Genomic DNA, 13,967 nt, shown 5'->3' with positions numbered 1-13,967 from the left:
GTGAAGAGTCATCGCCAACGGTTTGGAAACTTGCTTTCCAATAAAAATTTACCTCAGAAATAAAAAATAATGTAAAGCTAATTATCCAAGAAAAATGAAACAACACCGTACTAGCAAAATGTATAAGTGGATGGTTCCACTTTTATCGTTTGGCCTTTGCTATGGAAGTCCATACGCAACGATGGCCAACACGTCATTCAGTGCTGACGCATCCGTCAGTACTACTGGCGCCTCCATTCTGGAGAGGCTGGAAGAAAATATAGAAGCCGAAGCAGTCACTGTAAGAGGAAGGGTTACCGCCGAGGGTGACGACTCAGGCTTGCCTGGCGTTACCGTAGTAGAAAAAGGCACCAACAACGGCACCGTGACGGATATTCAGGGTGCTTATTCGATTGAAGTAGTTGGGCCTAATTCAGTTTTGGTGTTTTCCTATGTGGGTTTTGAGACCAGTGAGGTACAGGTTGGCAATTCAAGTACTATAGATGTTTCCTTGCAGGAGACCATGTCTGCTATGTCAGAGGTTGTGGTAACCGCATTGGGCATAGAGCGGGATCAAAGATCTTTAGGGTATGACGTTTCTAATGTCAAAGGAGAAGACCTTACTCAGGTAACTCAGGAAAACGTGTTGGGTGCGCTTGCTGGTAGGATGGCAGGTGTGTCTATCAACCAAACCAGTGGTCCTGGTTCTTCCATTAGTATGGTTATCCGAGGTGCTAACTCCCTTACGACTGACAATCAGCCGTTATTTGTGGTAGATGGGGTTCCGATGTCGAATTCGTTGAACAACATTCGTCAGAATGGAGACGGAAATCAGGTGGATTATGGAAATGCTATTTCCGACATCAATCCTGATGATATTGCGAGTATTTCCGTTTTAAAAGGTCCGAGTGCTGCTGCCCTTTATGGTACCCGTGCGGGAAATGGCGTGGTGATTATCACCACGAAGTCAGGCTCCAAGCAAAAAGATCTTGGGATTTCTTTCTCTACAAGTAACGTGTTTGAACAGGCGACACGGTTAGTTGATTTCCATTATCGATTCGCCAATGGTCAGCGTGAAGGTGTATTTAACGCCGGTTCAGCTTATTGGGGCGGGCCTCAATTGGATGTAGGAAATACAGCCATACAATGGAACAGTCCAGTGGGCCCTGATGGAAACCAAATCCCAACAGAATTGCGCTCGTATCCAAACGCTATGAGGGATTTTCTACAAACCGGCGTAACTTCAACTAATAATCTCGCCATCAATGGGGGGAATGATAAAGGATCTTTTAGAGTTTCCTATTCGAACATGTTGCATGAAGGCATTATCCCGGGTTCTGATTTGTACCGAAACGGTTTGTCGACCGCTATTTCTTACAAATTGCTCGATAAGTTGACCTTTAACACCAACTTTAATTATAGCAACAGCATGTCCAACAATCGACCAAGTACAGGTGATCGACGGGCGAACCCTCTGGAAGCGGTATATAATTCTTCTTATATCGACTACAATGAAATGAGAGGGATTTGGGTTCCGGGTCAAGAAGGTATTCAGCAAATCAGAACCCCTGTCGGTGATAATCCCTACTTTATAGCTTACGGAATTCAAAACGGATTTAATAGAGACAGAATCTACGGGAATGTTTCCTTAAACTACGAGATTGACGAGAATTTTTCATTGACAGCCAGATATTCCATGGACCGTTCCAATGAAAATAGAGAGACGAAAATTCCGTTTAGTTACAGCAGGATGAACAGAGGTGGCTATTATGTTTCTGAATTGTTGACTCAAGAGTCAAATACGGATTTTTTGGCTAGTTACAAAAACGATTTCGGAAAACTTGATTTCAATGCGTCTGCTGGCGGAAACATTATGCGACGTTTTGGAACCAGTTTGGATGCTGGTGTTGGGGGAGATCGGAACAATGGCTTGGTTGTCCCGGGTATTTATAACCTAGATAACATACCTGCAACGAACAGGTCAGTAAGCAGTGGCTATTCCGATCGGTATATCTATAGTATTTATGGATTAGCATCTTTTGGATATGATGATCAGCTGTACTTGGACTTGACAGCAAGAAATGACTGGTCCAGTACCCTTCCAGCAGCCAACAGGTCCTACTTTTATCCATCAGCATCTTTGAGCTGGTTGGCTAACTATACCTTGGGAATGTCAGAAAAGATAGATATGTTGAAGGGTCGAGTAGGTTGGGCCCAAGTCGGTAACGATACTAATCCCTACCAACTATTGCAGACATTAGGTACAGGTCTATACAATTCAATCAATACTGCCACAGTTCCTGCCGCATTGTTGAATCCGGACTTAAAGCCGGAGCAGGCGACATCCATAGAAGGGGGAATTGACTTAAATATGTATAGCAACCGATTACGATTCACAGCTACTTATTATACGGTCGATAACAGAAACCAGATTTTTGCTGTAAACTTGCCAAGGTCTTCTGGATATAGTGCCAGATTAATTAATGCAGGTTTAATTGAAAGCCGGGGATTGGAATTTACCCTCGGTGGTACTCCCGTTTCAAGAAATGGTTGGAATTGGGATATTGACATCAACTGGAGTAGAAACAGAACAACTGTAAAGGAACTTACCCCGGACTTGAATCGCCTAAATCTATGGACTGAAAACGGTGGAGGTGCCATTACATTCGTAGGACAACAAATTGGAGACCTATATAGTGAGGGTTATGCATATGTAAAAGACCCATCTTCTCCCTATTACAGATGGCCAATCTTAAATAACGGCGGATGGCAGCGGCTTTCTGGCGATGAAAACTTAGTGAAAGTAGGAAATTTTAACCCCGACTTCATCCTTGGTATGCAGTCTGCTGTTAGCTATAAACGTTTTACATTAAACGCAAGTTTTGATTGGAGACAAGGTGGCGAGTTTATGTCCCATACCTATCGCTATGGAGAATCTGATTGGAAATCCCAACGTCAATTGGACAACTTGATTCCCGGTGGATTATACAGTACCGAAGAAATGATAGCACTGTTGAAGTCGGATCCAGAACAATATATCATACCTCAAAACGGCAATTTCCCCAGGGTAGGTGGTCATACTGCAGCAACAGGAGGGCTTCCATTTGATGAAAATGGGCACGATGGTGCCTTTGTACCTGGTGTAGTGCAAACTGCGGGGCAGAACACCCCGGATGATTTTAGCGACGATGTCTATAGCGAGCATTTGGGAGGGGAAGGTACAGTTGTCCGTCCTATAACGAATACCTATGCTTGGAACTACAATCAACAAGTAACTTTCGATGCGTCGTTTATCAAATTGAGAGAATTGTCTCTTTCTTATAGGATTCCAAATGTTAGTGTATTTAGAAATGCCTCCATTTCCGTTTACACCAGAAACATTATGCTTTGGACTAAAGCTGACATCGGAGTTGATCCAGAGCGTGCATTCTGGGCAAATTCAGGTGCTCAAGGCAACACAGCCAGTCAATTCAGACAGGGAATTGAGCGGCAAAATGTTTTACCTTGGACTGTTCCTGTTGGTTTCAAACTGAATTTTAATTTATAAAGTCCATTAAAATATTAATCATGAAAAATTTACTTGAATTTAGAAAGATTGCTATTTTCCTTTTAGGGCTTTTCCTAATGACAGGCTGTGAGGAAAATCTAAATGAAGCAAATATCAATCCATATGCCATTGACCCGGCTAATGCAAACCCTAACTTGCTATTGCCTACAGTATTGGCGTCATCGGCGCAAAGCTATGTGGATTTAGGCTTTAACGACTTGGCTGGTGCTGTACAGCATACCCAGAAAAACGGTTGGTACAGCTCCCATAACCATTACGATTGGGGTCCAAGAGATTGGTCTGGATGGTTTGATATCCTTAGAACGAATGAATTGATGTATAAAAGAGGTCAAGAGCTAAATAACAATTTCTTCGTTGGTGTTGGTCTGACTATGAAGTCATTCGCCTTCGGAAATATCACTGACTTATGGGGTGATGCGCCCTATACGGATGCACTTAAAGGCGACCAAGGAGGTGAACAATTTCAGCAACCTACATTCGACAGCCAAGAAATCATTTATGATGGTATCATTCGTGATTTGCAGCAGGCTTCTGAAATCCTCGCTACCGCAACGAACGAAGGGGTAACTACAGGAAACGACCTATACTTTGGAGGAGATGTAAACAAATGGCATCGTTTTGCCAATTCCCTGTTGTTAAGATACTACATGAGGATTTCTGCCAAAAAACCTGAAGTTGCAAAGGCCGGGATTGAAGCCATTTACTCCAGCGGAATTTACATACAAAGCCCAAGTGATGATGCCACTTTGGATTATACAGGAGGCTCCAACGATATTTGGATATCTAGGCACATCAGACTTAATCCAGATGGTTTTCAGCGTTGGCAGGCTTGTCAGACATTCGTGGATCAACTATCAGAAACCATGGATCCTAGGTTGACCGTTTGGTTTGATTCAGTTAGGGTGCAATGGGTTGCTGACCCCGCATTGGATGCGGATTTTGAAACTTTTATAAGAGCGGACGGTGAGCCTATTGGCGCATTGACCTATACCTTTGATGAGTTCGAAGAACAACATGCAAATGTTAAGTTCACGCGCCATTTCAATCCAAATAGAGTAACTAGGAATACGGATTTATATGTCGGACTTCCTCCAGGTATAGATGTTCCTGAATCATATAATGGGAATCCGGCTCCAGGTCAAGGCACCCAAAACCAACACGTTTCCCAACTAGCTCCTATCTATGCTACCGCAGGTGCTCCTGGTGATATATTGAAAGCAAGAATAATTTCCTCCGCGGAAGTTAGCTTTATTTTAGCAGAAGCTGCGCATAAAGGCTGGGGAGTGGGTAACGCTGCTGACCATTACAACAAAGGGATAGAGAATTCCCTTTCCACTTGGGGAAAAGCGGACACTTATACTAGTTTCATAAGTAATCCTGAGGTAGCATTCAACAATACCTTGGAACAAATCATCACCCAAAAATGGGTGGCAAGTTGGACTACTGGTTCAGAGGCTTTTGCGGATTATAGAAGAACAGGGTTACCAACCCTTGAGGCAGGGCCTAGAGCAGCCTCACCGGCGGTAGCGTTGAGGTTCCGATATGGAAATGATGAGTATAACAACAATACCGACAATATCAGTACTGCAATCACCCGATTGGAAGTTACGCCGTTTTCCGGAAACTTCGGATCTGACAGTCCATGGTCCAAACCATGGCTAATCCAAGGCACAGGTAAGCCTTGGTAGCTATTTAAACTCAAATTTTTTCAGCCCTGGTTTAACAAAACCAGGGCTTTTTTTTCGCTTTCATTCCTATAGATTCATTTTATGAATTCAGCTGTATAGGTTTTTGGATCATCTCGGAGAACAACTACACTTCGGTAATTCTCGAGAATCAGATAGCCGATACGGGTCTAAATCAAGTATTATATACAGAAAAAGGAGTATCCAAATACCCTTTTCATCCATATGAAAATCATTGAAAATGAAAACAACCCCAAAAGAAAAATTTAAAACCTTTTTTTGTTTCTTTCTACTGTGCATGAGTTTGTTTATCGGCGTAAATGCCCAAACGGCCGTTGCGGTAAGTGACCAACAAAAGTCTTATCTGCCTACCTCGATTCCAGACAGAATAATCCTAAACCTATCTGATTCGCCACTTTCGACGCTTAATGTTAATTGGCGGACTTCGGTAGATCAGCAGCATGGAAAGGTGGAATGGGCGGAAGCGATGCATTCGAGCGCATTTTTGGAAAATGTTGTTGCGGATGAAGCTAAAAGTGAATTTCTCTCTGTTAGTCATGAAACCAATCCAACCATTGAAGCCTATTACCATGCAGCCCAGATGAGTGGTTTGGAACCGGGGAAGACCTATGTCTATCGGGTCGGAATGGATGATAATTGGAGTGAATGGTTTCAGGTGAAACTTCCCGATCCAGAGGCCAACGGGATTAGTTTTATTTACTTGGGCGATGCACAAAACGGAGTGAGGGATCATTGGTCCAGGCTTATCCGCCAAGCATATAAGCATCATCCCCAGGCTGCTTTTTCCCTTCATGCCGGAGATCTTATCAACCGACATGACAATGAATTTGAGTGGGGCGAATGGTTTCAAGCTGGAGGATTTATCCATGCCACTATTCCCAGTATAATGACTCCCGGCAACCACGAGTATGGCAAGGATGGGCTTTTATCCCCACAGTGGCAACCCCAGTTTAACCTGCCGCTAAACGGTCCCAAAGGATTGGAGGAAACTTGCTACCAAGTTAACTATCCAAATTTGAAACTGATATCATTAAACGCTGAGGAGATAGAGGAATCTCCGTTTCTCAAGCAAAAACAGGTGGAATGGCTTGATTCCCTGCTTTCCAATGACCCTAGGGAATGGACGGTGGTTACCATTCACCACCCCTTTTACTCCACCAAAGACAACCGGGACAATACAGATCTAAGAAATCACTTTAAACCGTTGATGGATAAATATAAAGTGGACTTAGTGCTTCAAGGCCATGACCATGCTTATGGCCGGGGAATGGTTGGTCCAAGTCAGAACGGTACAATGACTGGGGTGACTGCGGAACAGGAAGGTACCGTGTATGTTGTGTCAATGGCGGGAATAAAGATGTATGAAGCGGGAGACCATCCGTGGATGGAACGAAAAGCTTCCAGAACCCAAACTTATCAACTGATCCATATCTCCGCAGACCAGAAGTTGTCATACGAGGCCTATACGATATATGGAGAACTTTACGATGCCTTCGAACTGCATAAGCGGTCAGATGGAAGTAATGAACTAATAAATAAGATTCCCGATACTCCGGAATATGAATAATTGGTGTAGATTGATATTTATTGATAGTTGATATGGGTGGATATTAAGAGGTAGAAATACAATTGAAATATGGTGGATATATGGCCTACGGCCGAAATATTAGGGAATTGAAATTGATGGATATTAGATATAAATTGATATAAATTGATATTTGAGATAGACCCGAGGGTATATTAAATGATTATCCTAGTGCAGCACCTTGGTTTGGAGACTGCCAAAACGGTGAAAGATAATTTCTTTTTTCTGGATTTATTATTCAAATCTTCGGTTCATGCCAGGCACCTCACCGTGGGTATTGATTGCAATGAGCGTCAATACGGCTATCACGGCGATAATCAGGAGCAAGGCATAGGTCCATTTTACCGGAGCAATCGGACGGCCTGAAAACGTTGGTTTTAATTGGGGTAATGCCCACACGATTACGATAAAATTCAGGATATATAGAAATTGTTCGATTCGATAAAAACTCAAAAAGGATCCTGTAACGAAAATTGTAAAAAGGATATAGATACCGAAATAGCCCCAAAAAAGGTGCTTAATAGGCGGACGCTTAATAGATGTAAGCCCAGCTGATTTAAACTCGGCAAACTGCCTGATCCAATAGATAGCCGGAAGCAAAAACACGAAAAATACTAACCACTGCACTAATCTAATCAAGCTGGCAGGATTTTCCACCTGTAAGCGTTCCATGGTAGGTAACAGGTCTTTCATTATAAAAGATTGCTGCCATACAAAAAACGGGATCAACAATACCAACCCTACCAGTGGAATCAGCAGGTTTGAGTTTTTTAGTTTTATTGCCTCTTCTTTTGGCCAAGAAGATGTAAAGGTTCCATATGCCATGCCTGCCCCTCCAAAAAATCCAAGGGAATATTCCATCACGTTCCACATATTAAAGCTAACTTCGGCCGCATTTCCTAATACTTGTAGGAAATTACCAAAGGCAAAGCCAAACCCACCACCAAGTCCGGCAAAAACTGCAACCCGTAAGGCCCCATGTTGTCGGGTGCGAACCATATAGTAGAGTAGTGCAATGCCAATTCCCGCACATACACCCCATGCTTCTGAACGCGGCGGGGTCATCTGAATGCCCAATTGCTCGATAATGAAAAAGTAGAATATCAATCCGCCAACAGTCATTTCAATGACTACCTGATGCCACCTGACTTTTTTGGCTTTATGATCGGCTAGTACCAAGCCAAACAGTCCTCCTCCAATAAAACCGTATAAGCCGCCAATAATAAGAAGCATTAACAATCCGTAATACACATTGACAAAATCCACTCCACGCCCATAACCGACAACGGCTCCATAGCTCATCATACCTCCCAATCCCCATCCCACGGCACCCGCAAAAGCAGCCTTGATTCCCTTGGTGTACCAATCGGTGCGTTTGGAAAGCAAGATGATGGATAGGGAGCCTATACCCCCAGCCCAGGCAGCGCCCTGTTCGTGGCCAAATTGGCCACGAATAGCCCAAGCTGTGCCTAAACTCATGCCGACAATTATCATGGAAAGTATTGTTTCTTTCGTAAGACGTTTCATACTTGATTTAAATATTTGTGAATTCCAGAGATGCAAAAAAGGCAGTGATTGCCAAATTTGTTTGAACAATATACGGTGATTGCAGGATATGTACTACCTGTTTTTGTAAATATTGGAAAGATAGAATTGGTTTTTTGCTAAACGGCTTAAAGTCCTTTTCGTTTGGGAATATAGAATAGGAATGCCTGAAAACTAAGCTCCTTTTATTTACCCGCCAAATACTGCTTTCTATAATCAATGGGATTGCAGCCTTTCACCTGTTTGAACTGGCGGGCAATGTTTTTACTGTCAGTTAGCCCTAGGTCCATAGCGATTTCGAAAATGGTTTGGTCCGTTTCGAGTAGTTTTTGGGTAAACTTCTCTATTCTTAGATTAAAGATGTATTTGTAAATGGGATAACCGGTGATTTGTAAAAATCGCTTTTCCAGCGTTCTTCGGGATAAGGGAACCTGCTTTACCACTTCGTCAACTTGAAGGTTTTTTTCTATGTTTTTATGGATGTATTTTAGGGTGGAGGCTATATAATCGTCATTGGTAGCGTAGATGTCGGTGGATTGGCGCGTTATGACTTGGGTAGGTTTTACAAAAATGTCATAGTGGTCATCATGTCCGTTTTTGATCATGTGCTCCATTAGCTTTGCGCTGTCATAGCCTCCCTTTTCGATATCTAAACCGATACTTGAAAGTGGGGGGTCAGATAGTTCGCAGAGCATTTCATCATTATCTACTCCGAGTACGGCAACCTCCTCCGGTATCCTTATTTTGTTTTGTTTACAGGCTTCCGTGATATGGAGTCCCTGATTGTCGTCGCAAGTCATCAAAGCAATAGGCTTGGGTAGGGACAGCAACCATTTACTTAGGGAGTTGCTTTTAAAATACCACAAGTCTGTCGACCTAGACTTCCGGTGTTCAAAATAGTGAACCTTATATCCTACCGATTGAATTTTTGCTTCAAATCCTTCCGCCCGTTCCCTCGACCACACGATGTTGTTGAAGCCATAGAAGGCGAAATTCTTAAAGCCCTTCTTTAAAAAATAAGAGGCACCCATCAATCCGGCTTCCCGGTATGACCCTGTAATGTTTGGGAGGTCTTCGAACCGCTCCTTGAAGTCCTGAGCAATGATTGGGATTTTGGAATCCAGGATTTTCTGAATATCCATTTCATTGTAGAGCTGTCCGATAATTCCATCGGCACCCCAATCTTTTGCCCATTCCAGGATGCCTTCTATACCAATCGTCTCTCGGTAGTATAAGGGCATGCGGCAGTAAGTCCAAGGACCATGTTCCGCAGAGTATTTGGAGATTCCTTTCAGTAAACTTTTACTGTATTCTTCCGCAAAATCCAATAACAAGATAATCTTATACATGGCTTTTTGGATTAGTTAATTGAAGATGTCTCTGATATTCTTTACAGTGGCATTGGTTACTAAAGGCTTGGCCCAAATGCCTATGCTCAATACATACCCTAATGTAACTAATAAAAAGAGCATAGCAACTTTTAAGCCTACCAGTTCGGCAATGCCCCCTACAACTAGGGGTACAACGGCACCACCCGCTATTCCTGTACACAAAATGCCAGAAAAGGTTCCGTGATGTTTGGTCACAGAATTGAGTGCCAAAGAGAAAATAATGGACCACATTACGGAAGCGAAAAAGCCAGTCAGCGGAAAGGAAATAATCGCCACCTGGGTCGGGCCAAACAAGGCTGCCAAAAGGGCAATTATGGCTCCCGAAGTAAAGAAAATAAGCACTTTTCGGCTGTCAAAGAACTTGAGCAACACTAAACCTAACAGGCATCCAACGGTCAGCAAACCCCAGAAATAGGAGATAACGGATGCGCCGGTCGTAGCTGGATCCACTCCATGATAATCCTGCAAAAACTTTGACGTCCAGTTGGCTATTCCCTGTTCCGTACCCACGTAGCAGAAAATACCCAAGAAATAGAGAATCACCATTTTGTCTGAGAGCAACTCTTTCAAGGAAGACCCGGCGTCGATTTTCTCATCCTCTTTCAACTCAACGGTTGGGAATTTGGCAAACGAAATGATCAGTACCATCAATAAAGAAGTCACTGCGAAAACCCAATAGAGGGAAACCCATTTTAGGTTTTCTGGTACCAAGCCATTTAGCGTTGTAATAATGGCGGAAACATCATCCGTGTGCATATTTGTTACCAGGTAGCTGTATAGCAGTGGACTAAGAAAGCTTGCCGCACCGAAGGCCAACTGGCCAAGCACTGAATTAAAGGCAAAGTGCTTGTCACCCCCTGCCGTACGCAGCAGTGGATTGATTACCACTTGCAACATAGCCATGCCGATTCCAATGATAAATAGAGAGGAAAGCGCAATGCCAAAACTGGGGATGAGGGCAAATAACAAAGCTCCTAGAAAAGCCATGAGAAAAGCTGTCACCAATATTTTTTTCTCACGGTATTTTTCTACCAAGATGCCCGAAGGAATGGACATCACAGCGTAGGCCACAAAAAAGGAGAATGGTAAAAACCCTGCTAATCCAATACTGAGGGTAAAACTGTCTATGATATCCGGAATAATCGGCCCGAGTATATTGGTCAAAAAGGAAATAACAAAAAAGATCAATAGGATCAGGGCAACGATTAAGTTGTTTGGTTTCATAGCTGTCTTTTTTTCATGACTTCAAGAGCAAATTACAATAATTTAAATTAGGCCGTAGTGGATTTTTTTAAGCGGCAACCTGCGTATACCGAACGTTGAGGGAAGGCGGCTTTTTTTCTAGGGATGCACAGATTTTACTACCCCACTGACATGTTCCATGGATAGGTCAACCAAGGCTGCCGCACCGAGGAGGGCAATGTTTTCATTTTTGGAAACAAATATTTTCAGTTTTTTGATGGATTCCGGATAGATGAATTCTGAGAAACTGGCTTCCATGCTATCCTTAAAAAACTCGTAGGCCTTGGCGATTGATCCGCCTAGAACGATTGCCTGAGGGTCGTAGGTGTATAATACAGCTTGTACCGAAACGCCTAAATGGTGGCCAAATTCCTTCCATTGACGAAGAGCTTCTTGATTTCCTTGCTTGGCAGATTTATAGGCATCCAAGGCGGTGGTGTCGTAAAAACTGCTGAAAAAATTCCCACTGGCGTAGAACTCTATATTCTTGTCTTTGTAGGGCAAAAGGCCTATTTCCCCCGCACCACAATTGACACCTGCATACAATTTATTTCTTATAATAATACCTGATCCAAGGCCTGTGCCTATAGACATGGCCACTAGACTACTGAATGGTTTGCCGACTCCGAATTTGTGCTCTCCGAGAGCCAGGCAGTTTACGTCATTGTTGACAAAAACTGGCAATGAAAACTCCTTTTCGAGGATTTCCTTTAACGCCACCTTTTTCCAAGACGGGATATTGGTCACATTATATACAATGCCTCTTTCTATATCTACAACAGAGGGGACACCGATTCCTATGCCTTCGACCTTATATTCCATATAAGGTTTGATATATTGTATGACCTGATCGAGCGTGGAGGAAAGACTGTCCTTTTCTTTCAAAAGGCCCTTTGTTTGATGAAGAATTTCACCGTCTTTTTCTATACCGACTTGGATTTTTGTTCCTCCTAAATCAATTCCTATGTTCATTTTATACTAAGTAGGTGAAATATTTCTTCAAAAAGATAACTACAAATATATTTATACCATTGCTGTTTACCAATTGAAAGAAGAATATCTTCTTCAATTGAAATGTGAAATTACTTGATATTCAGTTTCTCAGGGGGTAGCTCCTGAATTACCTACTCTTTTTATACTTGGAAACAGATTTTCGGACTATCTGATTTTTTAAATATTTAACAATAGCCCAAATGGGGCGAATAAGGTATATAATACGGCATATGGTGGTTTTTTAACCTGTCTATTAATAAATCTCGTAGTTAAGCTCATCTCTGCATGGAGTAGAACTTATCAGTTTGAATTCGTAATAGGCAGATAATATAGGCGAATTCCACAAATGGTCATCCCCCATTCATCACAATATGATAACTTTAGGTTTTTATCAGGTGTGTTTGGAAATCCTAAATTTGAAAAAAAATATAAAATAATATGAAAAGAAGAGATTTCTTTAGGAAAGGAATGTTCGCCTCCCTTGGGGCAACTGCTTTAGGGACTGGTGCCGCATTTGCAAGCAATACAGAAACCCCCTTTCGGAAAGTAGCAAAAAACGTGATTTTTTTGGTTAGTGATGGAATGAGTACAGGAACGTTAAACATGGCGGATCTGCTGCTAAAGCAGAAAGAAGGTCGTAGAAGTCGATGGATTGGAGCTTACCAAGGCAATATGATGAAGCGCTCACTGATGGAAACTGCCTCCACTAATTCTATTGTAACCGACTCCGCAGCCGCCGGAAGTTCATGGGGCTGTGGAATGCGTGTTCCTAACGGATCTCTGAATATTGGACCGAACGGGGAGGAACCCATGCCTATTTTGCAAAAATACAAAGCAGCGGGTAAGTCCGTCGGGTGCGTGACTTCTGTGCAGATTGCCCATGCCACGCCGGCCTCATTTTGTGTGAATGAAAAAAGTCGGAGTGCCATGCCAGCGATTGCTGAAAAATATAAGGATTTAAGGTTTGACGTGATGATGGGGGGAGGTGATGAACTTTTCAATTCCGCACACCGGGCAGATAAAAAGGATTTGTATCAGGATTTTAAAGCCGCTGGATTCACCGTTGCCAAAACACGGGATGAACTTATGAAAGTCCAAGGCAATGGGCCATTGTTGGGCATATTTTCAGAAGGGGGGTTACCCTTTGCGATTGATCGTGAAAATGATCCCGAAATCAAAAAGGCGGTGCCTACTTTGGGGGAGATGGTAACAAAGGCCATTGAGCTACTCAGTAAAAACCCCAATGGCTTTGCCATGCAGATTGAAGGTGGAAAAGTAGACTGGGCTGCCCATGCCAATGATGCTCCCGCTTTACTATACGACCAGATTGATTTTGATGAGGCGGTGGGAATTGCGCTGGACTTTGCGTCAAAGGACGGAGAAACACTTGTCATCATGACCACTGATCACGGCAATGCAAACCCGGGGTTATTTGATGGAAGCGTAGAGGGGAAATTCGGAACGCTATTCACATCCACCCGCTCCAACGAATGGGTTTTAAAACAGCTGAACGGAGATAATACACCTTCCCAAGTTGTTGACCTAATCAATTCTTACCAGGGAATTACGATCAACTCGGAAGAGGCTACGGCTATTTTGAAAAATTATCAGGTAGTAAATGAGGATGGTTTGTACGACACGGGAAAGATTCCCTTGAAATTGCTTTCAGAAATTCAGGTTCCTTATACAGGGATCAGTTGGGCAGGCACCGGGCATTCTTCAGACCATGTGGAGTTGGCTATGTATGGGCCGGGTAGTGAAAATTTGCCTGCCTTTATAGAAAATTATAAACTACACAATTTTATGCTTAACGCCACCCACGTGCCGGCTATGGCCTATGCGTGGTAAATTGGATTTAGCAGGGGGTCGTTATTGCTCCCTGTCTTTTTGTTATCAGCTTTCCCTATTAGCCAGTCAATTTACTTAAAAAAAAATAAAAACAAGATCAGCTTCTTTTA

The 13,967-nt window shown here is 42.8% G+C and carries 8 protein-coding genes; 4 read left to right on the top strand and 4 right to left on the bottom strand.

Going from position 1 to position 13,967, the window contains the following annotated elements:
- The first annotated feature begins 94 nt into the window (after positions 1-94).
- The 3 genes from FQ608_RS00525 to FQ608_RS00515 all read left to right on the top strand — a co-directional run bounded on the left by FQ608_RS00525 (position 95) and on the right by FQ608_RS00515 (position 6,820).
- Positions 95-3,526, top strand: a complete 3,432-nt coding sequence (locus FQ608_RS00525; protein ID WP_158855851.1) for a SusC/RagA family TonB-linked outer membrane protein — start codon at positions 95-97, stop codon at positions 3,524-3,526.
- 20 nt (positions 3,527-3,546) lie between these two features.
- The gene (locus FQ608_RS00520) at positions 3,547-5,235 is read left to right on the top strand and encodes a SusD/RagB family nutrient-binding outer membrane lipoprotein (protein WP_158855850.1); all 1,689 of its coding nucleotides are present in this window, start codon (positions 3,547-3,549) and stop codon (positions 5,233-5,235) included.
- A gap of 238 nt (positions 5,236-5,473) precedes the next feature.
- Positions 5,474-6,820 (top strand): purple acid phosphatase family protein, encoded by a 1,347-nt coding sequence (locus FQ608_RS00515; RefSeq protein ID WP_158855849.1) that lies wholly within the window; start codon positions 5,474-5,476, stop codon positions 6,818-6,820.
- A gap of 252 nt (positions 6,821-7,072) precedes the next feature.
- On the opposite strand, the gene FQ608_RS00510 is transcribed toward FQ608_RS00515, so the two are convergent.
- The 4 genes from FQ608_RS00510 to FQ608_RS00495 form a co-directional block, all read right to left on the bottom strand.
- Positions 7,073-8,365: a hypothetical protein gene (locus FQ608_RS00510; RefSeq protein WP_158855848.1), complete on the bottom strand. Its 1,293-nt coding sequence runs from the start codon at positions 8,363-8,365 to the stop codon at positions 7,073-7,075.
- Between the two features lie 203 nt (positions 8,366-8,568).
- Entirely contained in the window at positions 8,569-9,732 is a 1,164-nt protein-coding gene (locus FQ608_RS00505) for a DNA-binding transcriptional regulator (RefSeq protein ID WP_158855847.1), read from the bottom strand.
- Between the two features lie 15 nt (positions 9,733-9,747).
- Positions 9,748-10,998 (bottom strand): MFS transporter, encoded by a 1,251-nt coding sequence (locus FQ608_RS00500; RefSeq protein WP_158855846.1) that lies wholly within the window; start codon positions 10,996-10,998, stop codon positions 9,748-9,750.
- A 117-nt stretch (positions 10,999-11,115) separates the two neighbouring features.
- Entirely contained in the window at positions 11,116-11,988 is an 873-nt protein-coding gene (locus tag FQ608_RS00495; protein ID WP_158855845.1) for an ROK family protein, read from the bottom strand.
- 459 nt (positions 11,989-12,447) lie between these two features.
- Here FQ608_RS00495 and FQ608_RS00490 point away from each other — a divergent pair, with 459 nt between their 5' ends.
- Positions 12,448-13,857 carry an alkaline phosphatase gene (locus FQ608_RS00490; RefSeq protein WP_158855844.1) on the top strand — a complete coding sequence of 470 codons (1,410 nt, stop codon included), beginning with the start codon at positions 12,448-12,450 and terminating at the stop codon, positions 13,855-13,857.
- The last annotated feature ends 110 nt before the right edge of the window (positions 13,858-13,967 follow it).

The organism is Lunatibacter salilacus (assembly GCF_009797935.1).
In the GTDB taxonomy this organism is placed as follows: Bacteria; Bacteroidota; Bacteroidia; order Cytophagales; family Cyclobacteriaceae; genus Lunatibacter; species Lunatibacter salilacus.
This window is presented reverse-complemented; position numbering and strand designations above follow the sequence as displayed.